The sequence below is a fragment of the Parasedimentitalea huanghaiensis genome (assembly GCF_009753675.1).
In the GTDB taxonomy this organism is placed as follows: domain Bacteria; phylum Pseudomonadota; class Alphaproteobacteria; order Rhodobacterales; family Rhodobacteraceae; genus Parasedimentitalea; species Parasedimentitalea huanghaiensis.
In genome coordinates this window covers 736,199-758,684 of record NZ_WQLV01000001.1, presented here as the reverse complement: position 1 = coordinate 758,684, position 22,486 = coordinate 736,199, and the positions used below count along the sequence as shown (strand labels likewise).

Genomic DNA, 22,486 nt, shown 5'->3' with positions numbered 1-22,486 from the left:
TTTCTTTTCGACTTTGTCTTCATGGCTAGATGATTGCGCCACTTGGCTTGGGCCTTAAGGCGCTGTATGAGAGGCAAAAGAGACAAACTCCCCGGCGTTGTCCGGGCATATCAGGGACGAATTGATGAGCGACGCTGACAGTTTTATCGACGAGGTAACCGAAGAGGTTCGTCGCGACCGTATGTTCCTGGCCCTCAAACGGTACGGCTGGATAGGCGGTGTTGTGGTGGCTGTTATAGTGGGCGGTGCCGCTTATCGTGAGTTCGACCAGGCCCGCACGACTGCGTCTGCAGAGGCTCTTGGGGATTCTATTATCGCGGCACTGGCTGAAAATGATACCGGTAAGCGTGCCGAGTCACTGGCGACAGTAACGGCAGAGACACCTGGCGGTGATGCCATTCTAAAAATGCTGGAGGCCGGGGCCTTGGCCAATTCTGATCAGTCTGAAGCTGCGGTTGCTTTGCTAGGTGAAGTTGCTCGCAACGGAGATCTGCCGCTGATCTACCGTCATACTGCCACTTATAAGGCGTTGGCATTGCAGCACGATACGCTATCCGTTCAGGACCGACGGCTACAATATGAAGCGCTTTCACAGCCTGGGGCGCCTTTGCGCCTGTTGGCACAGGAACAACTGGCATTGATCGACATTGCTGAAAGTGATGTCGAGGCGGCAATTACTCGGTTGCGTGCCATTATTGAAGACGCCGAGGTTCGTGCAGACTTGCAAGACCGGGCTCGCCAAGTGATTGTAGCTCTTGGCGGTAAGCTGGAAGTTGAGTCACCCTCTCAGGGGTGACCGAAGACCATGTAAATGGTTATGCAGGTGAGTGAATTGGAAGAAGACAGGGCAGGGCAATGACAGCAGCAATATCCACCTCTAGGGCAGGGATAGCCCTGCTTGGCGGCGCTTTGCTGCTGACACTTACCGCCTGTAAAGACCCCGAAGTCATTCTGCAGGGACAGCGTGAAGATATACGTGAAGGCAACACTGGGCGTATCGAGAATCAATCTCGCGCCATCAATTTGTCGCAGCAAACCGCAAATGCGGCCTGGCCACAGAGCCATGGTATCGAAGCCTATCGTACTGCCCACCCAGCCCTTAGCGCGACACCCCAGCGGATCTGGTCAGTTTCAATTGGCAATGGCGACGAACGCCGCCAACGTATTACCGCGACACCTGTATTCGGGGACGGGCGGATTTACACATTAGACAGCGACGTGCAAGTTTCCGCTGTTTCTCCGTCTGGACAGGTGCTTTGGAAAACCGAGATCATTCCCTCTCCTGATGGGTCTTCGACCGGTGGCGGGATGGCCTATCATGAAGGTGTTCTCTACGTTTCTTCAGGTTACGGTGTTCTGACGGCGTTGGAGGCAAAAAGCGGCAAGCAGATCTGGCGTCAAAAACTGGAAGCCACTGGATCGGGCCAACCCAGCATTGGTGGGGGCTTGGTATATCTGGCAGCTGGTGACGATACCGGTTGGGCGGTTAACACCAAAGATGGTCGCATTGCCTGGCAAATATCGGGGACACCCAGCGCCTCCAATGTGTTGGGTGCACCTGCTCCTGTCTTTACCTCTGATTTGGCGATTTTTGCTTTTGGATCGGGTGATCTGACTGCAACATTCCGCAATGGCGGGCTGCGCCGGTGGAGTGCGAGTGTCGCAGGCAAGCGAGTTGGCCATTCGACGGCGCGGATTGGCGATGTCACTGGTGGCCCGGTGATTGTTGGTAAGCGCGCTTATGTGGGGAACCATTCTGGCCGCACCGCAGCCTTTGACGTTGATGATGGCAGCCGGATCTGGACCACGCGCGAAGGTGCGCTGGGACCTGTTTGGCCTGCGGGTGGTAGTCTGTTTCAGGTGAGTGACCTAGGGCGCCTGCTCCGTCTTGATGCGAACACGGGCGAAGTGATCTGGGCTGTTACCCTTCCCGGATATCTGAAAACCAAACCTGGAAAACGCGGAGAAATTGTCGCTCACTATGGGCCGGTTCTCGCTGGCGGAAATGTCATTGTGGCGTCTAACGATGGGCTGCTGCGCTTGTATAATCCCGAAAATGGCAACCTCCAGCGGACGGTTGAAGTACCTGCTGGCGCCACGACAGCACCAATTGTGGTGGGCAAAACTCTTTATGTTGTGTCGACAAAAGGTGAATTGCACGCTTTCCGTTGACGCCAGGATGCGCTATGGGGCGCATCTGAACCGCTGAAAGTTTATCCGATGTCCTTCACCCTCGCCATCGTGGGCCGCCCAAATGTGGGCAAATCCACCCTGTTTAACCGTCTTGTTGGTAAAAAGCTGGCGCTGGTCGATGATCAGCCTGGTGTTACGCGGGATCTGCGCGAAGGGGAGGCCCGTCTGGCTGACTTGCGGTTTACCGTGATCGATACGGCCGGTCTGGAAGATGCCACCGATGATTCGCTGCAGGGGCGTATGCGCCGACTGACCGAGCGCGCTGTCGAAATGGCGGATATCTGCCTGTTCATGATTGACGCCCGCGCCGGGGTGACGCCGCTGGATGAAATGTTCGCTGACATTCTGCGCAAAAAGTCTGCAAATGTTGTTTTAGCCGCGAACAAGGGCGAAGGCGCAGCTGCAGATGCAGGTGTGATCGAAGCTTATAACTTGGGATTGGGCGAGCCGATCCGTCTTTCGGCTGAGCATGGCGAAGGTCTGAATGATCTCTATGTACAGCTGATGCCATTGGCCGACCAATTTGAGGCGCAGGCTGTTCAGGACACGCCAGAAACCGACGTCGATCTGGATGAAGGTGATGACGACGACGAAGAGAATTACACCGTACCAGTGCCCACGACGGCCAAGCCACTGCAAGTGGCAGTGGTGGGGCGCCCCAATGCAGGCAAATCTACCCTGATCAATCAGATCCTGGGGGAGGAACGCCTTTTGACTGGCCCCGAGGCCGGGATTACTCGTGATGCTATCAGCCTGCGCATGGAGTGGGATGGGGTGCCGATGCGGATCTTCGATACCGCCGGCATGCGAAAGAAGGCCAAGGTACAGGAAAAGCTGGAGAAACTTTCAGTTTCTGATGGTCTGCGTGCCGTGAAGTTTGCCGAGGTGGTTGTCGTTTTGCTGGACGCCGATATTCCCTTTGAACAACAAGATTTGCGGATTGCGGATCTGGCTGAGCGAGAGGGCCGCGCAGTGGTTGTTGCGGTCAATAAATGGGATATCGAAGAGAACAAGCAGGAAAAACTGCGCGATCTCAAAGAAGCGTTCACTCGCCTCTTACCACAGTTACGTGGTGCTCCATTGATCACGGTATCAGCTAAAACCGGCCGCGGATTAGACCGCCTGCAACAGGCGATCATGAGAGCGCATGATGTTTGGAACCGCCGGGTACCAACCGCGGCCCTAAATCGCTGGTTGGTTGGCATGTTAGAGCAGCATCCACCACCCGCACCGCAGGGAAAGCGCATCAAGTTGCGCTATATGACCCAAGCCAAAACCCGGCCACCGGGATTTGTTGTGATGTGCTCTCACCCAGATAAAATGCCAGAAAGCTATAAGCGGTATCTGGTCAATGGGCTGCGCCAGGACTTTGACATGCCGGGCACTCCGATCCGGCTGACACTGCGGTCACAGAACGACAAAAATCCCTTTAAAGGGCGTAAAAAGGCACCGCCAAGCAAGTTGAGGAAACACCTAAAAGGACCTCAACGCGGCTAGCTTTAGCCACTTGAACGGGCAAGACGTGAAAAGGCGGCACTCTGAGGTCGCCTTTTTGTATTTTGGAAGTTCAGTCCACTTTGTTTGCACCCTATATTTTTGAGGGGCTTGCCTCTTGTTCCAATGCAAAGGAATATTAGATTTTAAGCGAATTAACTGCACCCTGTTTTCATTGGGGCGTCACAATACATACTTATGGAATTACGCATGGATCTGAGAGCATACACACGCCAATATTGTGACAAGGACAATAGGCTTGCCTCGCTGAGCTATTTTGGAACTTTTGCCGTCTATTTTCTGTCATTAACGCTGGCCATCCAATTTTCGGACCAATGGTACCTGATGGTCCCTGCCGGGATTATAAATGCCTTCGCAGCGGTGCGGCTCTATGTGTTGCAACATGACACTGGCCACAATTCCCTGTTTGAAACGCGACGCCAGAATGAAATTGCCGGCCATGTGCTCTCCCCCTTCACCTTTGCACCTTTTGAGGTGATGAAGCAGAACCATAACCTGCACCACGCCAATATCGGCAATCTGGAGCATCGCGAGACCGGCGAAATCAACACCATGACACTGTCTGAATGGCAGCAGGCGGGATTTTGGCAGCGGTTGTTCTATCGGTTGTACCGGAATCCCTTTGTGCTGGTGCCACTTGGGTCGGCCTTTACTTATTTCATTCGCTACCGTTGGCCTAAGAATACGTTGAAGTTTGGAATTATGGGCGTGCTCCTGCACAATCTGGCGATACTGATATACCTGACTATCATTTACCAACTGGCTGGCGTGCTCGGATTGTGGATCTGGCTGGGTTTTTCATTCCTTGGTGGGATGATTGGAGTGTTCCTGGTGTATCTGCAGCATAATTTTGAGGACACATATTGGGATCGCCGCCCGGATCTGGACCCCCATGTTGCGGCTATTCAGGGGTCGTCTTGTCTGGACTTTGGCTGGTTCTTTGACATGGCCGTTGCCTGCATCACGCTACACGACATCCACCACCTGAATTCACGTATACCGTCATACCGACTGCGCAAATGCCATCACAGTCTTCCGCCCGAAGTCGCCCCTCGGCGGATCAAATTCCCGGAAGCAGTCCGGGCTCTTGGGCTAAAGCTGTGGGATGAGGAACAGAACCGATTGGTGCCGTTCCCCAAGTGAGACCAATGGAGGCCCGGCAGTGCTGCCGGGCCAATCCGTTAGACCAATGTACCGTCGGCGGTGAGAGTTGTCTTACCACCCAGATAGGGTGCCAAAACCTCTGGCAGAGTGACGGAACCATCTTCTTGCTGACCGTTTTCCAGTACTGCAATCAAGCAACGCCCCACTGCGAGGCCTGAACCGTTCAGCGTGTGTACAAACTCGGGCTTGCCACCCTCAGATGGCTTGAAACGGGCGGACATTCGGCGCGCTTGAAATTCGCCAGTGGTCGATACGGACGAGATTTCACGATAGGCGTTCTGACCCGGCAACCAGGCCTCGATGTCATAGGTGCGCCGCGCACCAAAGCCCATATCGCCGGTGCACAGCAGCACGGTGCGGTAGGGCACGCCCAATTGCTCCAGCAGGTCCTCGGCACAGCGCAGCATACGTTTTTGCTCGTCGTCGGATGTGTCGGGATGGGTGACCGAGACCATTTCGACCTTTTCAAACTGGTGCTGGCGCAGCATGCCTGATGTGTCACGCCCGGCAGACCCAGCTTCGGATCGGAAACACAGTGAATGGGCTGTCATGCGGATTGGCAGAACGCTTTCATCCAGAACACCTTCGGCCACCGAATAAGTCAGCGGAACTTCGGATGTGGGGATCAGCCACCAGCCATTGGTGGTCTGATAGCTATCTTCACCAAATTTCGGCAACTTATCTGTGCCATACATAGCTTCGTCACGCACCAGCACCGGAGTGTTGACCTCGGTCAGCCCGTTCTTGTCTACGTGGGTGTCGATCATGAACTGGCTGAGCGCGCGGTGAATCCGTGCGACTGCAGCCTTAAGTACAACAAAACGGCTACCAGACAGTTTTGCGCCGGTATCGAAATCCATCGAGGCGGTGACACCAGTGATGTCAAAATGTTCTTTTGCTGCAAATGGTAGATCTACTGGGGTACCCCAGCGGCTGACCTCAACGTTGTCATCCTCATCCGCGCCTTCGGGCACATCTGCGGCAGGCAGGTTAGGGATTCGAGCCAGCATGTCGGTCAGCTGGGCGTCCAGTTCTTTGGCCTCGGTCTGCATCGCTGCGACTTCGGCCTTTTTTTCAGACACCAGAGCGCGTAGGCGTTCGAACTCGACGTCGTCACCACGGCCTTTGGCTGCGCCAACTTCTTTACTGGCCTTCTTCTGTTCAGCCTGAGCGGATTCGGCCGATTGGATTTTGCCCCGGCGGGCGGTGTCCAGCGCCAGAATTTCAGATGACATGCCCGCATCCCCACGCCGCGCCAGAGCGGCGTCGAAATCGGCAGGGTTCTCACGGATCGCGCGAATGTCATGCATGGGGTCGTCTCCTTGGACGGTTTTGAATCATTGGCTAACCATATGCCGTAGCAGCGAGCAAAGGGGAAGGGGAGGAGAAGGCTTCACGCATCGGGTGAGGGAATTTGGCACTGGGGAGTTAAGATGGGGTGAGATGGGCGCGCGGTGGGTGTTGCGTACTGCATCTGTTTGGCTCGGCCGCAGGCCGGGCAGCGCCTGACCTTCCTCCCGGGAAGGCGCTTTGCGCCCACCCAAGGTCAGGCGCGGCCCTTAGTTTTTCGTGGCCAACTCGCCATCCCATTCATTCTCGGCGATCTTCGGTTCTTCAGTATCAGCGATGTAACTTGGCGTCATGATCTGAACTTTGTTTTCGTTGAACACCGCGACGATGTGCTTGTGCAAGTCAGACTTGATGCGCGGGATAGAGGTGCCTCGGGTGGTGTAGGCGTTGATCTGGTAGTTGATCGCGTAGTCCGCCAACCCGGCCCACAGCACAAAGGGTGCAGGGCGGGTTTTCAGGTCTTTGGTGCGTCGGGCGGCCTCGATCAGCATGGCCTCTATCTTGGCTGGTGTTTCCTCATACCCGATGCCGACGGTGGTGTGCAGCAGCAAGCCGTTGCCGTCGATTTTCTTAGAGTAGTTGATCACCTCGGAATTAAGCAGTTGCGCGTTGGGAATAGAGATCAGCTCGTTCTTGATCGATTTCAGGTGGGTTTCCATCAGTTTGATCTGCACCACGTCGCCTGTATGCTCGCCGATCTTAATGCGGTCACCGATGCTGGTGGAGCGGCGATAGATAACGAACAGACCTGACAGGATGTTGCTGACGACGGAATTGGCACCCAAGGACAACATGGCGCCAACCAGCAGTGTCAGGCCCTGAAATGCCGCTGAATCTGAGCCCGGCATGTAGGGAAAGGCAAACACGATCGCTATCAATATCAGCAGCACGCGCACAATGTTGAAGGTGGGGTTGACCCAATGGCGTTCAAAATCACCAATCACAAAGGTGCCTGCCTCCACGGCATCAAAGAACACCCGCAGGCCCTTGATGATGTAAGAGGTGATAAAAGCAATGATGGCCAATGTGATCAGATTGGGAATGTATAAGAAAAATCCGATCAGGATATTCAGGACCGGTTTGGTAACATAGGTCAGCAGAATTTGGGCGACATATCGGGTTTCGGCAAACGACAGAAGGATCAGGGACAAGTAATAGTAGATGCCGAGAAACAAGATTGAAAACAGTACAAAATTCACGCCAAAACGGATCAGGGCAGCGATGGCGTCCGCCTGAACATGGGAATTTGTTGCGCTTTCGACGGAGGCGAAATGCCGGTGAACCAGGGTGTTGATCAGGATTTTGAGGCGCCGCCGAAGCCAGAAAATCAGGGATGTGAGTACAATGAATGCAAGCGTCCAAGCTGCTACCACAACAATGGAATGCAAACGGGCTTCTTTGGTTCTTGCTGTACGATATGCAAGAATAGCCTGACGAATAGCATCGCCCTGGAGCTTGGTGAGCACCGCAGGCTCCAATTGCTCCAATTCTGCATCGGCATGGGTCACGATTGTGATCATTTCACCGTCAGCCAAGATCTCTTCGCCGAGTTCGACGGAATTGAAGGTAATGTCAACTTTGTCAGAGGTGTTGGATACTGCGACTGCAATGATGCGGCTTGCCACCATCTCTGCGCGTTCGGTTCCCGGCAGAGCGGTAGATCCTCGTACGAGGAACAATTCAGATCCGTCGACAATAACCGGGGCACGGAAAACACCATCGTCCGCTGATGCGGCCACTTCGGCGGCTTGGTTTTCTGGTGTTGTGGATTGAGCCCGCGCCGTGGCAGGGAAGAGCAGCGCGATGCACAATCCTAAACAGGACAGACCGCGTATAATATGTGACATCATCAACAAAATTCCTTTGATGACGACTATATTCGACTTAAAGCATCTGGCTAGTCTGTGCAGAACTTCGGGGGTGTTTTTTTTACAGCAGCTTGAAGGTCTGCCTCGCCTTGCAAAGCTGGTATTCAGCGCATAGGTTCGCCAGCGAATTTTACGCTGAACACCAGCGTGATCCAGACAAAAGGAATATCCCATGGACGCAGGCGCACTTGGCCAGTTTCTGCCACTCATTCTGATCTTTGGTATCATGTATATGTTGCTGATCCGGCCGCAGCAGAAGAAGATGAAAGAGCACAAGGCGATGATCGAAGCGCTGCGCCGTGGGGATCAGGTGATCACTCAGGGCGGTCTGATCGGCAAGGTTGCCAAGGTCAAGGAAGACGGCGAAATCGAAGTTGAAATCGCCGACGGCGTCAAAGTTCGTGTGGTCAAAGCGACCATTGCTCAGGTTTTGAATAAGACCGAGCCAGCAGCTTAATCGCTTCGCGTAAATAACTATAAAGGCAGGGCAATGCTGCAAATTGATCTCTGGAAGAGGGTGCTGATTTGGCTGGTCTGTGTGACCGGCCTGCTGCTTGCCCTGCCAAATGCGTTTTACACGCGTGTTGAACAGGCCAACGATGCGGCCATCGAAATAGTCGCCAAGGGTGAAACACCTGAGCGGTTGGAAATTGTCGATCAGTGGCCATCCTGGATGCCATCGTCACTGGTGAACCTTGGGCTGGATCTGCGCGGTGGTGCGCATCTGTTGGCCGAGGTGAAGGTTGCGGATGTTTATGCTGCTCGCATGGATGCGATGTGGCCTGAAGTGCGTGAAACGTTGCGCCCGGAACGGGCCACTGTGGGTACATTCCGCCGCCAACCGAGCCCGGAAGACCAGATTCGTCTGAAAATTTCAAAACCCGAAGGCATGAACCGGGCTCTGGAACTGGTGCGTGGCCTTGCCACCCCAGTCACCAGTCTGACCGGTGCCGGTGCAATGGACATCGAATCCTCGGCAGATGGTGATATTCTGACGATCCAACTGTCTGATGCAGAAAAGCTGGCCTCGGATGATCGTACGGTTCGTCAGTCGCTGGAAATCGTGCGTCGTCGGATTGACGAGGTGGGCACACGTGAGCCGACCATTCAGCGCCAAGGTGCGGATCGTATTTTGATCCAGGTGCCGGGTATCGGCTCTGCGTCTGAGTTGAAAAAGATCATCGGTACAACTGCGCAGCTGACGTTTAGCCCAGTCGTAGGTCGTGGTTCAGATGCAGATGCAAACCCCGGCGTAGGCAACAAGGTTGTTCCTTCGCTGGATGAACCAGGCGTCTATTTCACAATCGAATCCGCACCTGTTGTCACTGGTGAAGATCTGGTTGATGCGCAGCCAGCATTTGACCAGAACGGTCGCCCGGCTGTGAACTTCCGTTTCAACACATCCGGTGCACGTCGTTTTGGTGACTACACAGCTGAGAATATCGGATCTCCCTTTGCTATCGTTCTGGATGACGAGGTGGTTTCGGCCCCTGTGATCCAATCGCATATTCCGGGTGGTTCTGGCATCATCACTGGTAACTTTACCATCGAGGAAAGCACCAATTTGGCTGTTCTGCTGCGTGCAGGTGCATTGCCAGCCGGTTTGGAGTTTCTGGAAGAACGGACCATTGGTCCAGAGCTAGGGCAGGACAGCATCGATGCGGGTAAGATCGCAACCATCGTCGCCTTTGTCGCAGTGCTGGTCTTTATGGTTCTTAGCTATGGACTGTTTGGCATCTTTGCCAACGTGGCGCTGATCCTGAACATCGCGTTGATCTTTGGCATGCTGAGCCTGATTGGTGGCACGCTGACGCTGCCGGGTATTGCTGGTATCGTGTTGACCGTTGGTATGGCGGTGGATGCCAACGTGCTGGTGTTTGAACGGATCCGCGAAGAGCTGAAGGCGGGCCGTGGCCCGGCGCGTTCTATCGAGGAAGGTTATTCGAAGGCGCTGAGTGCTATTTTGGATGCCAACGTGACCACATTCATCACTGCTGTGATCCTGTTCGCCATGGGTTCGGGCCCGGTACGTGGCTTTGCCATTACTTTGGGACTGGGCATCATGACCTCGGTGTTCACTGCGATCTTTGTGACCCGTGTGATGATTGTCATGTGGTTTGAACGCCGCCGTCCAAAAACGATCGAGGTGTAAGATGAGACTTAAACTAGTTCCCGCAGAAACCTCGTTTGATTTCTTTGGAAAATGGAAGCTGTGGCTGGGGATCTCAGCCCTGATGATGGTGGTTGGCTTTGCCTCATTCATGTATCAGGGGCTGAACTTTGGTATCGATTTCCGGGGTGGCACGACCATTCGGACCGAAAGCACGCAAGCCGTCGATGTTGGTGCTTATCGCGGTGCCATTGATACGCTTGAACTGGGCGATGTTTCGATCACCGAGGTGTTTGACCCAACGTTCGAAGAAGATCAGCACGTTGCGATGATCCGTATTCAGGCGCAGGCAGATGGCGAGTCCATTTCCGGTGAAGTGATCGAAACCATCAACGCCACACTGGATGGGGTTGCGCCGGGCATCAAATTTGTCTCAGTCGAATCCGTAGGTCCAAAGGTCTCGGGAGAGCTGGTGCAGACCGCTGTTCTGGCTGTGGTGCTCGCGATTGCGGCGGTTCTGATCTACATCTGGTTGCGGTTTGAATGGCAGTTTGCTCTCGGTGCGGTTGCCGCACTGGTGCATGACGTGGTGCTGACCATCGGTGTGTTCTCGGAACTGCAGATCAAGTTTGACCTGGCGATTATCGCGGCGCTGCTGACGATTGTTGGCTACTCGCTGAACGATACCGTGGTTGTGTTTGACCGGGTGCGTGAAAACCTGCGCAAGTACAAGAAGAAGACACTGGCCGAGGTTTTGAACCTGTCGATCAACGAAACGCTGAGCCGTACCGTGATGACCTCGGTCACCACTCTGCTGGCGCTGATCTCGCTTTATGTACTGGGCGGCGATGTGATCCGTGGCTTTGTCTTTGCGATGATCTGGGGTGTGATTGTTGGGACTTATTCGTCAATCTTTGTGGCTTCAACGATCCTGTTGTACCTGGGTGTGAAGCGCGATTGGTCCAAACCATCGAACACCACTGGCAACCAGTTTGCCAATATTGACGCCTAAGACGTCAAACCAATGAAAATGGAAAAGCCGCAGGTTACCGCCTGCGGTTTTTTGCTGTGTTGGGATCTGGGCCAAGCGCGTGTGCTGTGCTATTCACCCTCAAGATATGCGAAACAAGGATGATCCCATGCGTCTCAACGAAGTTGCCTATACCGATGCAACCCCGATAGACAGTTACGGGCCTGGGTTCTTCCGGGTTGGTGGAGAGCTGGTGCAGGGCGGTCTGTTGACGGGGCCCAAGGGTACTAGTGTTTGGGCAGGCTATGAGGACAGCGCTGTATTGCTGGGCCTGGCGGGTGACATTGATGTGCTGTTTGTCGGCACCGGAGTCGATATTGCACATATTCCCACGCAGTTGCGGGCCGATTTGGAAGAGGCGGGGATTGGCGTTGAGGTGATGAATTCTCCCGCAGCTTGTCGCACTTACAACGTCCTGCTATCCGAGGGGCGCCGTATTGCACTGGCTGCCTTGCCCGTGAATTGATCTGCCGCAAAGACACTTGTTCGGAATATGCCTTTAGTCTGCGCAAGCAACGAGATAAGCGGGTTTTATGAGCCTTAGAATTACTGATCTGTGCATCGCTCGCGGTGGTATCCCGGTGTTGGAAGGGCTGAGTTTCGAGCTGGCCGCTGGTCAGGCGTTGATCCTACGCGGGCCCAACGGAATAGGTAAAACAACATTGTTGCGCACCGTCGCAGGGCTGCAACCGCCGGTCTCCGGCATAGTTGAAGGTGGCGAAGACCTGATCGCTTATGCGGGCCATTCGGATGGCATCAAACCAACACTTACTGTGACTGAGAACCTGAGTTTTTGGGCCAATGTCTTTGGGGCTGGTAGCATCGCACCTGCATTGAAGGCATTTGATCTAGAAACCCTACAAGATCGACCGGCAGGTGCGCTTTCCGCCGGTCAGAAGCGACGGTTGGGACTTTCACGGCTGCTGGTCACTGGGCGGCCCATATGGATCCTTGATGAGCCAACTGTCAGTTTGGATGTGAAATCGGTGGCGATGTTTGCTGATGCTGTGCGCGCCCATCTGGGGCAGGGCGGATCAGCCCTGATTGCCACCCATATTGATCTTGGTCTCGACAGCGAAGTGCTGGAAGTTGGGCCCTATAAAGCCAAGCCACCCGCGATTGAAGATTTTGACGGAGGTTTCCTGTGATAGCTCTGTTGATGCGGGATCTGCGCCTTGCCTTGCGTGCCGGTGGCGGCTTTGGTCTGGGGCTCGCCTTTTTTCTGATCGTGACGGTGATGGTACCACTTTCGGTGGGGCCGCAACCCGCCTTGCTGGCGTCAATTGCACCGGGTGTGCTTTGGCTTGGCGCGCTGTTGGCCTGTCTGCTGTCGCTGGACCGTTTGCTGGCGCTGGACTGGGAGGATGGCTCGCTTGATCTGCTCGCCACCGCGCCGCTGCCGTTAGAAAGCGTGGTCAGTGTCAAGGCGCTGGCCCATTGGATTACAACTGGTTTGCCGCTGGTGCTGGCTGCACCGGTCTTGGGCGTGTTACTGAATCTGCCGGTGAGTGGGTTCAAATGGGTGGTGATCTCGCTGTTGTTGGGCACTCCAGCCCTGTCGGTGATTGGTACTTTTGGAGCTGCGCTGACCGTTGGACTAAAACGCGGGGGGTTGTTGATGTCGTTGCTGGTGATGCCGCTGTATTTGCCAACGCTGATCTTTGGTGCCGAGGTGGCGCGGCGCGGCGCTGTTGGCATGGAGATCCAGACCCCGCTATTGATGCTCGCAGGAATATCGGCGGCATCCATCGCGCTGCTGCCTTTTGCCAGCGCCGCCGTGTTGCGCATAAACCTGCGCTAGAGAATTCGTGATTTGAGAAACCCACAAGGAACAGCTAGGGACCCAATATGTCGATCTGGGAATACGCCAATCCAAAAAAGTTCATCACCACCACCGAACGGGTGCTGCCAGTCCTATGGGCTGCTGCAGCCATTAGCATCGGCGTCGGTCTGGTCTGGGGCTTCTTTTTCACCGGTGACGACTATCGTCAGGGATCAACCGTAAAAATCATCTACCTGCATGTGCCGTCGGCCATGCTGGCGATCAATATCTGGGTGATGATGTTAGCGACCTCCTTGGTTTGGTTGGTGCGTCGTCACCATGTCAGCGCCTTAGCAGCCCGTGCCGCAGCACCAATTGGTATGATCATGACGCTGATCGCCCTTGCGACGGGAGCCATCTGGGGGCAGCCGATGTGGGGCACGTGGTGGGTTTGGGACCCGAGACTGACCTCGTTTTTAATCCTGTTCCTATTCTACCTTGGCTACATCGCTTTGTGGGAAGCCATAGAAGACCCTGATACCGCTGCGGACCTAACCTCGTTCCTGTGTCTGGTGGGCAGCGTGTTCGCGTTGTTGAGCCGCTATGCTGTGAACTTCTGGAACCAAGGGTTACACCAGGGCGCATCCATCATGCGCGCCGAAGCGGTGATTGGAACGGATACGGAAGAAAAGGTCAGCAACATCTTTTTCTACCCTTTGATGCTTTGCATTGTTGGGTTCGTGCTGCTGTTTGTAGCACTGGTTTTTTATCGCACAGGGACCGAAATTCGCGCTCGACGGATCAAGGCACTGATGGCTCGGGAAAGGGTTGAAGCATGATGCCGGATCTGGGGAAATACGCTGAAACAGTACTGTCTGCCTATGTGGCGTCGATCGCGCTACTGGTGTTGTTGGTTGTGATCAGCGTGGTACGTGGCCGCCGTGTGCGTGCCGAAATGGACAAAGTGGAAAAGCGGGTAATGGGCAATGGCTAAAATCTCTCCGATGATGGCTGTGCCAGTTGTGGTGTTTGCCGGATTTATTGGCTTGGCGGTGGTTGGTATGTTCCGCGAAGATCCTGAAAGCCTGCCGTCTGCGCGTATTGGCCAGTTGGCACCACCGGTGGTGCTGACAGAGTTCGTCGGCAAGACCGTGTTTGACGATGCCACACTGCGCGACGGTAAGGTCAAAATCGTCAACTATTGGGCCAGCTGGTGTGCCCCGTGCCGGATTGAACATCCGAACCTGCAAGCGCTGCAAGACGAAGGCATCGACATCTACGGGATCAACTACAAAGATCAGCAAGGTAATGCGGCATCGTTTCTGGATGAGCTGGGAGATCCCTACACCGCTATTGGCCGGGACGAAAAAGGCCGTATGGCGTTGGACTGGGGGGTCTACGGTGTCCCGGAAACCTATGTGATCGATGGCAATGGTAAGATTCTGTTACGCCATGCGGGACCGCTAACCGAACGGGTGATAGAGAAAACACTGCGCCCGGCGCTGGAAAGAGCACGTCAAAACTAGTTGTCGTCAATTAGAGAGTCGATAAGTGTTTTGGCCCAAGTCCTTTCGGGCCAAAATGGATTTATGAAATTATTCTAGATGTTTAGAGAGTTGTCAGCTGTGTCTACCTAAACTAAATTTCTCAATTTTTCCAACTGATCCAACCCATCTTTTAGCTCGGCTGGTAAATCAACTGTGGAGGATCGGGTTGCTCGCGGTAGTTGAGACATACTCACAAACGACAAGTCAGTCTGGAATTTCACATGGCTCAGGAAATTTAGTAGCACTGAAGGATCGGCGTACTTTGGGACCGGATCTGCGGGGTTTCCCGCATACCAAGATGGTAGGTGACTGGCGAAAACAACATACCCATTGATCCGAGCTGTGTCATTTACCCATTCTTTCCAACCATTCTCCCAAGCAGGCGAGCCCATCGGCGGAGTGAATGCAAACCGGTCCAACCAACCGGCAGTGATGACACCGGCGCGTTCGATTTCAGCAGGTGACATTGGGCCGCTTCCATCAGAAGGATTTGCACCACGCAAACGTGAGAAAACCTTTAGCAAGAACTCATTTGTTACAGCATCAGCCTGAGTATTTGGGTAGGCAAAGCTGCTCCAATATGCTGGCCAATGTTGGTGTCCCGGTTGTGCCCGAATTGCCAGATAGTCCAAATAGTTAGGGTATATTTCGCTGTAAAAATATTTGATGGGGTCTGATCCCGGCTCCGATGGATGGTTTAGGGTATGACCGCCTATTTCATGACTTCGAATAACTCGGCCAATAACATTTTGCCATTTGGGATCAATTTTGACTCTATCAAACTGACTTACAAAGAACGTGGCACGCACTCCGTAATCGTCAAGAATATCAAATATGTTTTTTCCGCCGTAAAAATTTGGTTGCAGCCACCAACTGGCATGCTCCCATTTAGGATGCATATCAAAGGTGAGTGTAACACCACCAGCATTTGCCATGATTTAGTACCCCTTACATCTATGATTGAAATTTGATGAGTCATTCAAAAATTGGCGTTCCCGCCAACAAAACTAGCGGGAAACAACCGAATCAAACTTAAGGTTGTAGAGTGTTTTCCAATGTAGGCTTAAAATTGAGCGGCGGCAATATTTCAAAGTTAACTCGGGAGGCGGTCACCCAAACTTGGTAGTTCACCGCTCAACCATTAGAAACGGGGGGGTGATTATTCTTTTAGAACATGGTGACGCGGTGAGAGGTGTGCCTTTTGCGCTTAGCTGAAGATTGTCAAATCCAGATCCAGGCCCGTGCCAAGCCAGATCCCATGATCGCGGTGGTCCGCCAGATGGTCGCCGGTTTCAGGATGGGCAAACACGATCAACTCGTCACGATTGAGCGCCAGCCAGGGTAGGACATCTGCAAACTGGTCCGGGCTGCAGCCCAATTGGCAGGACCACATGGGATGTGGTCCAACATTGCGCTGGTGAACTCGCCCCATTTGAACTCCAAACAGGTCGCTTGCAGATTGGCAAAGCTGGTGAGCCTTCTCGACGCTGTCAGCATCAAAATAGACATGGGCGTGATAGCCTGAGATTTTTGCGATTTGTTTCATGATGTGACTATGCACAGGTTTAAAGGCGCAGCAATTATTCGCGATTGAACAAGGGTTGTGCAGCTATGTGGGATTCAACATCTTATAGAAGATGCATCCGCTTGGTGCGCTTTACGGTATGGAAAACGTGCTGAAGCTTTGCTCACGGCGCATTGTTTTGCTCCGTGCATCCAAATCACCCCGGTCTGCACGCCAAGCGAGATAGTCATCTAAGTACTGCTGGCTTTCCCAAATGTGGAAAATCGCAATTTCCTGACGTTCTGTACTGACGCCGACATGGGCCTCAATACAACCGGGAAAGGCGCGCGTGCCAGGTAATAGCTCCAATACCGACGTAACATGTGCATCAAATGTGTCTTGGTCTGGATAGACGATTGCCACAGCGGCTTCTTTCATTATCGGGGCCTTACGTCTTGGAAGCGTCTAAGTTTAAAATGATGTATCATAAATACATATTTTTCAAGCAACCATCGGTAGGTTGAGAGATTGAGAGGCACAATTGGATGTCAGCTATTGATTGTTTGGAGGAGTAAGCCTGAAAATGGACGTAAAAAAACATGCTCCCCGACTGGGGAGCATGTTCAGTTCATTATTATGGCGCTAGGCCTTACGACTTGGCCAGGTTTCGCAGCACATAGTGTAGCACGCCACCGTGTTCGATGTACTCAATCTCAGGTGCGGTATCGATACGGCACTTCAGCGTGATTTCTTTCACCGTACCGTCCGCCATAGTGATCGAGCATGGAACTTTCTGCAGTGGCTTGATGGTATCCAGGCCAGTGATCGAAACGGTTTCTTCTCCGGTCAGGCCCAGCGACTTGCGGCTGTCACCACCCGTAAATTCGAACGGGATAACGCCCATGCCAACGAGGTTGGAACGGTGAATACGCTCAAAGCTTTCAGTGATCACAGCTTTGACGCCCAGCAGGGCCGTGCCTTTGGCCGCCCAGTCACGGGATGACCCAGCGCCGTACTGCTCGCCACCAAAGATCACCAGCGGTGTGCCTGCCTCCTGATAGGCCATAGCTGCATCATAGATCGCTGCCTGTTTGCCGTCGGGTCCATTAGTGTAACCACCTTCAACACCGTCCAGCATCTCGTTCTTGATACGGATGTTGGCGAAAGTGCCGCGCATCATGATCTCGTGGTTGCCGCGACGCGATCCATACGAGTTGAACTCACGGGGTTGAACCTGGCGCTCTAGCAGATATCCGCCAGCAGGTGTCGTGGTTGCGAAGCCACCGGCAGGTGAGATGTGGTCGGTGGTGACCATATCGCCCAGAACCGCAAGAACCTTGGCACCTTCGATATTGCTGATGGTGCCCGGCTCTGTGCTCATACCCTGGAAGTAGGGTGGGTTCTGAATGTAGGTCGAGGCAGCAGGCCAATCATAGGTCTCGGCATCTGTAGTCTCTACGCCGCGCCACTTGTCATCTCCTTTGAAAACATCGGCGTATTTTTCAAGGAAGGCTTCGCGGGTGACGGTCTGTTCGACCAGTTCTGCAACTTCCTGTGTGGTTGGCCAGATGTCTTTCAGGTAGACGTCGTTGCCGTCTTTGTCCTGAGCGATCACATCGGTGTCGATGTTGATGTCCATGGTACCCGCCAATGCATAGGCGACTACCAGCGGTGGTGAGGCCAGGTAGTTGGCGCGCACATCGGGGCTGATACGACCCTCAAAATTGCGGTTACCCGACAGAACAGCCGTTGCAACCAGATCACCCTCAGCGATGGCATCGGACAGTTCAGCCTGGATCGGGCCAGAGTTACCGATACAGGTGGTGCAGCCATAGCCCACAAGGTTGAAACCAACCGAGTCCAGATCTTTTTGCAGATCTGCGGCTTCCAGATAGGCGGATACGACTTGCGAACCCGGTGCCAGCGAGGTTTTCACCCAAGGCTTGCGGTCCAGACCCAGCGCTGCGGCTTTGCGGGCCACCAGACCAGCGCCAATCATGACGTAAGGGTTCGATGTGTTGGTACAGGATGTAATCGAAGCGATCACTACCTTGCCGCTGTCCAAGGTGTAGTCTTCGCCTTTGACGGCGACTTCTTTGCCCATGGGGCGCTTGAAGGTCTCTTCCATTTCTTTGCGGAAGGCATCCTTGGCATTGCAGAGTGCAACATAGTCCTGTGGGCGCTTGGGACCGGAGATCGCCGGAACAATTGTGCCCATGTCCAGGGACATTGTGTCGGTATAGATCGGCGCATAGTCTGCACCACGCCAGAACCCGTTTGCTTTGGCATAGGCTTCGACCAGGCCAACGCGATCTTCGTCGCGACCGGTGTTGCGCAGGTACCGCAGGGTTTCGTTATCGATTGGGAAGAAACCACAGGTGGCGCCATACTCAGGGGCCATGTTGGCAATGGTAGCACGGTCCGCCAGCGGCAGACGATCCAGACCTTCGCCGTAGAATTCTACAAATTTGCCAACCACGCCTTTTTCACGCAGCAATTCGACGACTTTCAACACCAGATCGGTGCCGGTGGTGCCTTCGACCATCGAACCAGTCAGCTCAAAGCCAACAACCTCGGGGATCAGCATCGAGATCGGCTGACCCAGCATTGCTGCTTCGGCTTCGATACCGCCAACACCCCAGCCCAGAACGGCCATACCGTTGACCATGGTGGTGTGGCTGTCGGTACCAACCAGAGTGTCTGGATAGGCAACTTCATGGCCATTTTGATCGGTGTCAGACCAGACGGTCTTGGCCAGATATTCGACGTTTACCTGGTGACAGATGCCAGTTCCCGGAGGCACAACACGGAAGTTGTTAAACGCACCTTGGCCCCACTTCAGGAACTGGTAACGCTCCATGTTGCGCTCATACTCGCGGTCGACGTTCATCTGGAACGCGCGCGGATTGCCAAATTCGTCGATCATCACAGAGTGGTCGATGACCAGATCGACTGGAGCCAGTGGGTTGATTTTCTGCGGGTCTCCACCGAGCGCCTTGATGCCGTCACGCATGGCGGCCAGGTCAACAACAGCCGGAACGCCGGTGAAATCCTGCATCAGCACGCGGGCAGGGCGGTAGGCAATTTCACGAGGGTTCTTGCCACCATTGGCGCCCCATTCCGCAAAGGCCTTGATATCATCAACCGAAACCGAGAAGCCATCGTCTTCGAAACGCAGCATGTTCTCCAGCACCACTTTCAGGGCTGCAGGCAGGTTTGAAAAATCACCCAAACCGGCCTCGGTGGCGGCGGGGATTGAGTAGTAAGAAATGCTCTTGCCGTTAACGCTTAGTTCTTTGCGTGTCTTGGCGGTGTCCTGTCCGACAGTGATAGGCATGGGTGGCCTCCCTTTGGGATGTGGAAAGAGGGAATTCGCTGTGAGTTGTTTGCAACATGAGGGCCTCGCGTTCAAGGGTTGAAACGCTACAAGAGGTTCCTTTGTATTCCATGGTATACAATTTGTGGGGTTGTCCAGTCACTAGAAACTCACCTAGCTCTCAAGAATGATTGATTGGCATTGCTGCGACTAGGGATATAGATCAGATTCGCAGAGCAAGAAGAAAGATCACTAATGCGCGTCTGGAAAACCATTGTTGCCGCAATCTGTATTGGGCTGCCGGTGCCGGCCATAGCTCAATCAGGGCCGGTGGTGGTTGAACTGTTTACTTCGCAGGGCTGTTCATCCTGTCCACCTGCAGATCGTTTGTTGCACCGGTTGACCGAACGAGAGGACGTGTTGCCTCTTGCGTTGCACGTGGATTATTGGGACTACATTGGCTGGGCTGATCAATTTGCCAGACCTGTTCATACCCAACGACAAAAGGGGTATGCGCATGCGGGGGGACGTAAAATGATCTACACCCCTCAAATGGTCATCATGGGACAGGACGATGTGGTTGGCGCCGATGCAATGGAACTTGCTGAAGTTATTGCCAAACATCAGCAAGTAGCGCCATTAGTGCGGCTTGATGTTAAGCGGGCTGAAGGTGCCTTTCTACTGAGGTTGCAGCCACTTGCGACCATGCCAGTAGAGCAACTGACGGTACAGCTGGTCCGCTTTGATCCTGTAAAGACGATTGAAATCACACGCGGCGAACTCTCTGGTAGCCGGTTTGAATACGCCAATGTCGTTGAGGATTGGCAGCAAATTACCACCTGGAACGGGCAGGATGCGTTGAGCCTAAAAGTACCATTTGTCGGCATTCAACCCGCCGCGGTTTTGGTTCAGCGCGGGACCTATGGAGCAATTTTGGCAGCCGCTCGTATAGAGTAGAATTGCTGCGTCAGTCGGAAACGTTTTCTTTAGAGCTCTTTTGAGGTCCGAAGGGTTTCCAGCGCCGGTGAATCCAAAACCACTGCCCCATATTTCGGCGGATAAGGGCTTCCAGATCGGTGCAAACCGCCTGTGTCATCGTTACAGCATCAGTATGCGGTATCTCTTTATGCACTGTGATTTCAAAATCCAAACCGTTTTCTTGGCGGGTGGCATAGATCGGGATCATGGCTGCATTGTACTTCAGCGCGAGTTCGGCTGGTACAACAGAGGTCACAGCGGGTTTGCCGAAAAAATCAATGTTCTTTCCGCCATGGGAATGTAGGTCAGCGACGATGGCAATAATACCGCCAGCTTTCAGGTGGCGTACCATTTCCATCATACCGCGACGGCCCTGTTCGAACATCGGCTTGCCAATTCGTTCAATGGAACGCACGTAGTGTTCATTAAAATAAGGGTTGGCCATGCGACGGTAAAGCGCCCCCATTTTGTGGCCCCGGCCAATCAGGTTCGTACGCGCAGCGTCGTAATTTCCAAAATGACCGGTGACCAATATCACTGGGCGACCTTCCGCGCGCGCGGCCTCCAGTGTCTTTAGTCCGGGCCCGGATATAGGGGCTGCATGCGCGCGCTCCAAAAACGGCTTACCAGCATATAGCTCGATTAAGGTGCGGCCGGCATTGTTGCTTACTTCGCGGCACAATCGGGTAATCTCGGTATCAGAGAGCTCAGGGCAGGTCAATTTTAGGTTGGCCCGTACGCGTTTATCAAAGCCAACTAAGGGGGCCAGTGTACTGACCAACCAGCCCATTCCTGGTACCCGCCACCGATAAGGCACGAAGCCAATTCCGCCAATTACCGTGCGTAAAAATAGATTGCTTGCGCGGTACTTGGCGCGTGACAACCGCGACAGTTTGCTTGGGTCAATTGGCATAGAAGGAGACGGGCCTGCAGAGTTGCGACAAGTTTAGCAATCAGGATCTTAATCTGCACCACTTGCTGGTACAAGCTACCCGTCCATCTAATAGATCAACTAGGCTGCAAAATGCACTTATGCAGCTTCGTCCTCTTCCTCTTCCACGACGCGTAGTTCCATTTCGCCAGATTGAACCAGCTCGCGCATTACGTTGACCACTGAGGCCATTGCGGCTTCACCCACCGAATCCTTGACCTTGCCCTTTTCGACAATCTCGTCGCGGATGTTATTGGCCATGCGGCTCGACATATTGGCAAGAATGAACTCGGCGCTTTCTTTTTCGTCTTCGCCGACAGCAAAGGCATAAGTAAAGGCCGTGACAAGATCAGGCTGCGGAACCAAACGAACGATCCGTGGTACGTCGATCATGCTGACCCGCTTGTAGATAAGAGCAAAAGTAAAGATGGATTTGCGAACATCCGAAGCGAATTCTTGATCTTCTTCGTCCAGCGCCGTCAGCACTTCTTCTCGCTTGGCGGCAAGGGATTGGGTTAAGATGGCTCCAATACGTTCGCCAGGCGTCTCGTCAAATGCAATTTCCGGGCGTGCTTCTATCTGGGCCGCCAGTGACAAGCCGATGCGGTCAACTGTGTCTGGGGTTACTGCGCCAGTCTGTCGAACAGCAAATGTGATCCGTCTCGCAACGGGACCGGGCAGGTGAACCAGCATTTCTGCAGCCTTTGCTGTGTCCAGCTTGGACAACATGACAGCAGCCACCTCGGTGCTTTCGGCTTCAGCAAGCTCAGCCAAATCTTCTGCGGGTAGGGCGCGCAAGCGTTCCCACGGGTTGCCAAACTGTCGGACACCGGCCTCCTTACGCAGGCGACGTTCCGTCTGGCGGCTGATCTTGCCCTCCATTGCGGTCAGCGCACCCGCCAAACCATTGGGGAAAGACAGGCCGACGTTATCCAGCATTTCGGCAAATTCATTGGCCACTGAATGGAGCGTGTCACGATCAACCAGACCCATTTTGCCCATTTGCTGGGTCAAAGAGGCCTGCATTTCGTCAGACAACTCCTCAATTGGAATGTCCGCGCCTTCGTTCAGCAAAAGCCGAACCACAATGGCGGCTTTGGCTTTGCTATTTAGGTTGCTCGTTGAAGGTGCTGGTGCCATGGCGTCAAAGCCGCCCATGGTGTCCAGTGCTGATGTCGGCGGTAACGCCAAGGCCAAATCGTTCTGCATTCTTGCGCC

General features: G+C 53.9%; 22 protein-coding genes. 14 read left to right on the top strand and 8 right to left on the bottom strand.

All coding sequences use genetic code 11. The annotated features are described in order from the left end of the window. Positions 1 to 124: 124 nt before the first annotated feature. The 4 genes from GO984_RS03540 (at position 125) to GO984_RS03525 (ending at position 4,851) form a co-directional block, all read left to right on the top strand. Positions 125 to 796, top strand: coding sequence for a hypothetical protein (locus GO984_RS03540; protein ID WP_157021145.1), 672 nt, complete (start codon positions 125 to 127; stop codon positions 794 to 796). 59 nt (positions 797 to 855) lie between these two features. After that, positions 856 to 2,172, top strand: coding sequence for a PQQ-like beta-propeller repeat protein (locus GO984_RS03535; protein ID WP_157021144.1), 1,317 nt, complete (start codon positions 856 to 858; stop codon positions 2,170 to 2,172). Positions 2,173 to 2,220: 48 nt separating this feature from the next. Next, positions 2,221 to 3,690 carry a ribosome biogenesis GTPase Der gene (gene der / locus GO984_RS03530; protein WP_157021143.1) on the top strand — a complete coding sequence of 490 codons (1,470 nt, stop codon included), beginning with the start codon at positions 2,221 to 2,223 and terminating at the stop codon, positions 3,688 to 3,690. A 207-nt stretch (positions 3,691 to 3,897) separates the two neighbouring features. Continuing rightward, the gene (locus GO984_RS03525) at positions 3,898 to 4,851 is read left to right on the top strand and encodes a fatty acid desaturase (RefSeq protein ID WP_157021142.1); all 954 of its coding nucleotides are present in this window, start codon (positions 3,898 to 3,900) and stop codon (positions 4,849 to 4,851) included. 38 nt (positions 4,852 to 4,889) lie between these two features. Here GO984_RS03525 and serS read toward each other — a convergent pair whose 3' ends face one another. Both serS and GO984_RS03515 read right to left on the bottom strand, forming a co-directional pair. Next, positions 4,890 to 6,182: a serine--tRNA ligase gene (serS, locus tag GO984_RS03520; protein WP_157021141.1), complete on the bottom strand. Its 1,293-nt coding sequence runs from the start codon at positions 6,180 to 6,182 to the stop codon at positions 4,890 to 4,892. Between the two features lie 249 nt (positions 6,183 to 6,431). After that, positions 6,432 to 8,072, bottom strand: a complete 1,641-nt coding sequence (locus GO984_RS03515) for a mechanosensitive ion channel family protein (protein WP_157021140.1) — start codon at positions 8,070 to 8,072, stop codon at positions 6,432 to 6,434. 190 nt (positions 8,073 to 8,262) lie between these two features. On the opposite strand from GO984_RS03515, the gene yajC reads away from it, so the two are divergent. From yajC to GO984_RS03470, 9 genes are all read left to right on the top strand, one after another. After that, entirely contained in the window at positions 8,263 to 8,547 is a 285-nt protein-coding gene (gene yajC, locus GO984_RS03510) for a preprotein translocase subunit YajC (protein WP_138164232.1), read from the top strand. Between the two features lie 33 nt (positions 8,548 to 8,580). Next, on the top strand, positions 8,581 to 10,242 hold the full coding sequence (gene secD / locus GO984_RS03505; protein ID WP_157021139.1) for a protein translocase subunit SecD: 1,662 nt from the start codon (positions 8,581 to 8,583) through the stop codon (positions 10,240 to 10,242). A gap of 1 nt (position 10,243) precedes the next feature. After that, entirely contained in the window at positions 10,244 to 11,212 is a 969-nt protein-coding gene (gene secF, locus GO984_RS03500) for a protein translocase subunit SecF (RefSeq protein WP_157021138.1), read from the top strand. Between the two features lie 127 nt (positions 11,213 to 11,339). Then, positions 11,340 to 11,696, top strand: a complete 357-nt coding sequence (locus GO984_RS03495; protein ID WP_157021137.1) for an Mth938-like domain-containing protein — start codon at positions 11,340 to 11,342, stop codon at positions 11,694 to 11,696. Between the two features lie 67 nt (positions 11,697 to 11,763). Continuing rightward, positions 11,764 to 12,378, top strand: coding sequence for a heme ABC exporter ATP-binding protein CcmA (ccmA, locus tag GO984_RS03490; RefSeq protein ID WP_157021136.1), 615 nt, complete (start codon positions 11,764 to 11,766; stop codon positions 12,376 to 12,378). After that, positions 12,375 to 13,031, top strand: coding sequence for a heme exporter protein CcmB (gene ccmB / locus GO984_RS03485; RefSeq protein ID WP_138164237.1), 657 nt, complete (start codon positions 12,375 to 12,377; stop codon positions 13,029 to 13,031). Before ccmA ends, ccmB begins: the two co-directional genes overlap by 4 nt. Positions 13,032 to 13,078: 47 nt before the next feature. Beyond that, complete coding sequence (locus GO984_RS03480) at positions 13,079 to 13,831, top strand: heme ABC transporter permease (RefSeq protein WP_138164238.1); 753 nt, start codon at positions 13,079 to 13,081, stop codon at positions 13,829 to 13,831. Beyond that, positions 13,828 to 13,986 carry a heme exporter protein CcmD gene (ccmD, locus tag GO984_RS03475; protein WP_171021739.1) on the top strand — a complete coding sequence of 53 codons (159 nt, stop codon included), beginning with the start codon at positions 13,828 to 13,830 and terminating at the stop codon, positions 13,984 to 13,986. Before GO984_RS03480 ends, ccmD begins: the two co-directional genes overlap by 4 nt. Further along, entirely contained in the window at positions 13,979 to 14,518 is a 540-nt protein-coding gene (locus GO984_RS03470; RefSeq protein WP_157021135.1) for a DsbE family thiol:disulfide interchange protein, read from the top strand. Before ccmD ends, GO984_RS03470 begins: the two co-directional genes overlap by 8 nt. A gap of 107 nt (positions 14,519 to 14,625) precedes the next feature. Here GO984_RS03470 and GO984_RS03465 read toward each other — a convergent pair whose 3' ends face one another. From GO984_RS03465 to acnA, 4 genes are all read right to left on the bottom strand, one after another. After that, the gene (locus GO984_RS03465) at positions 14,626 to 15,474 is read right to left on the bottom strand and encodes a polysaccharide deacetylase family protein (protein ID WP_157021134.1); all 849 of its coding nucleotides are present in this window, start codon (positions 15,472 to 15,474) and stop codon (positions 14,626 to 14,628) included. Between the two features lie 272 nt (positions 15,475 to 15,746). Beyond that, complete coding sequence (locus GO984_RS03460; RefSeq protein ID WP_157021133.1) at positions 15,747 to 16,085, bottom strand: DOPA 4,5-dioxygenase family protein; 339 nt, start codon at positions 16,083 to 16,085, stop codon at positions 15,747 to 15,749. 111 nt (positions 16,086 to 16,196) lie between these two features. After that, positions 16,197 to 16,481 (bottom strand): antibiotic biosynthesis monooxygenase, encoded by a 285-nt coding sequence (locus tag GO984_RS03455; protein ID WP_157021132.1) that lies wholly within the window; start codon positions 16,479 to 16,481, stop codon positions 16,197 to 16,199. Between the two features lie 211 nt (positions 16,482 to 16,692). Further along, on the bottom strand, positions 16,693 to 19,380 hold the full coding sequence (gene acnA, locus GO984_RS03450) for an aconitate hydratase AcnA (RefSeq protein WP_157021131.1): 2,688 nt from the start codon (positions 19,378 to 19,380) through the stop codon (positions 16,693 to 16,695). A 234-nt stretch (positions 19,381 to 19,614) separates the two neighbouring features. On the opposite strand from acnA, the gene GO984_RS03445 reads away from it, so the two are divergent. Further along, a complete protein-coding gene (locus tag GO984_RS03445; RefSeq protein WP_157021130.1) occupies positions 19,615 to 20,316 on the top strand; it encodes a DUF1223 domain-containing protein in 702 nt (233 codons plus the stop codon). A gap of 10 nt (positions 20,317 to 20,326) precedes the next feature. On the opposite strand, the gene GO984_RS03440 is transcribed toward GO984_RS03445, so the two are convergent. Further along, a complete protein-coding gene (locus GO984_RS03440; RefSeq protein WP_157021129.1) occupies positions 20,327 to 21,250 on the bottom strand; it encodes a lysophospholipid acyltransferase family protein in 924 nt (307 codons plus the stop codon). Positions 21,251 to 21,367: 117 nt separating this feature from the next. After that, a complete protein-coding gene (locus GO984_RS03435) occupies positions 21,368 to 22,477 on the bottom strand; it encodes a flagellar motor switch protein FliG (RefSeq protein ID WP_157021128.1) in 1,110 nt (369 codons plus the stop codon). Positions 22,478 to 22,486: the final 9 nt, after the last annotated feature.

Excerpts from the sequence above, each read along its gene's own strand:
- GO984_RS03445 (WP_157021130.1), top strand. The coding sequence starts at position 19,615 with ATGCGCGTCTGGAAAACCATTGTTGCCGCAATCTGTATTGGGCTGCCG.
- secF (WP_157021138.1), top strand. The coding sequence starts at position 10,244 with ATGAGACTTAAACTAGTTCCCGCAGAAACCTCGTTTGATTTCTTTGGA.
- GO984_RS03465 (WP_157021134.1), bottom strand. The coding sequence starts at position 15,474 with ATGGCAAATGCTGGTGGTGTTACACTCACCTTTGATATGCATCCTAAA.
- der (WP_157021143.1), top strand. The coding sequence starts at position 2,221 with ATGTCCTTCACCCTCGCCATCGTGGGCCGCCCAAATGTGGGCAAATCC.
- GO984_RS03460 (WP_157021133.1), bottom strand. The coding sequence starts at position 16,085 with ATGAAACAAATCGCAAAAATCTCAGGCTATCACGCCCATGTCTATTTT.
- ccmD (WP_171021739.1), top strand. The coding sequence starts at position 13,828 with ATGATGCCGGATCTGGGGAAATACGCTGAAACAGTACTGTCTGCCTAT.
- ccmA (WP_157021136.1), top strand. The coding sequence starts at position 11,764 with ATGAGCCTTAGAATTACTGATCTGTGCATCGCTCGCGGTGGTATCCCG.
- GO984_RS03480 (WP_138164238.1), top strand. The coding sequence starts at position 13,079 with ATGTCGATCTGGGAATACGCCAATCCAAAAAAGTTCATCACCACCACC.
- acnA (WP_157021131.1), bottom strand. The coding sequence starts at position 19,380 with ATGCCTATCACTGTCGGACAGGACACCGCCAAGACACGCAAAGAACTA.
- GO984_RS03455 (WP_157021132.1), bottom strand. The coding sequence starts at position 16,481 with ATGAAAGAAGCCGCTGTGGCAATCGTCTATCCAGACCAAGACACATTT.
- GO984_RS03470 (WP_157021135.1), top strand. The coding sequence starts at position 13,979 with ATGGCTAAAATCTCTCCGATGATGGCTGTGCCAGTTGTGGTGTTTGCC.
- GO984_RS03525 (WP_157021142.1), top strand. The coding sequence starts at position 3,898 with ATGGATCTGAGAGCATACACACGCCAATATTGTGACAAGGACAATAGG.
- GO984_RS03535 (WP_157021144.1), top strand. The coding sequence starts at position 856 with ATGACAGCAGCAATATCCACCTCTAGGGCAGGGATAGCCCTGCTTGGC.
- GO984_RS03495 (WP_157021137.1), top strand. The coding sequence starts at position 11,340 with ATGCGTCTCAACGAAGTTGCCTATACCGATGCAACCCCGATAGACAGT.
- serS (WP_157021141.1), bottom strand. The coding sequence starts at position 6,182 with ATGCATGACATTCGCGCGATCCGTGAGAACCCTGCCGATTTCGACGCC.
- GO984_RS03435 (WP_157021128.1), bottom strand. The coding sequence starts at position 22,477 with ATGCAGAACGATTTGGCCTTGGCGTTACCGCCGACATCAGCACTGGAC.
- GO984_RS03440 (WP_157021129.1), bottom strand. The coding sequence starts at position 21,250 with ATGCCAATTGACCCAAGCAAACTGTCGCGGTTGTCACGCGCCAAGTAC.
- yajC (WP_138164232.1), top strand. The coding sequence starts at position 8,263 with ATGGACGCAGGCGCACTTGGCCAGTTTCTGCCACTCATTCTGATCTTT.
- GO984_RS03515 (WP_157021140.1), bottom strand. The coding sequence starts at position 8,072 with ATGATGTCACATATTATACGCGGTCTGTCCTGTTTAGGATTGTGCATC.
- GO984_RS03540 (WP_157021145.1), top strand. The coding sequence starts at position 125 with ATGAGCGACGCTGACAGTTTTATCGACGAGGTAACCGAAGAGGTTCGT.
- secD (WP_157021139.1), top strand. The coding sequence starts at position 8,581 with ATGCTGCAAATTGATCTCTGGAAGAGGGTGCTGATTTGGCTGGTCTGT.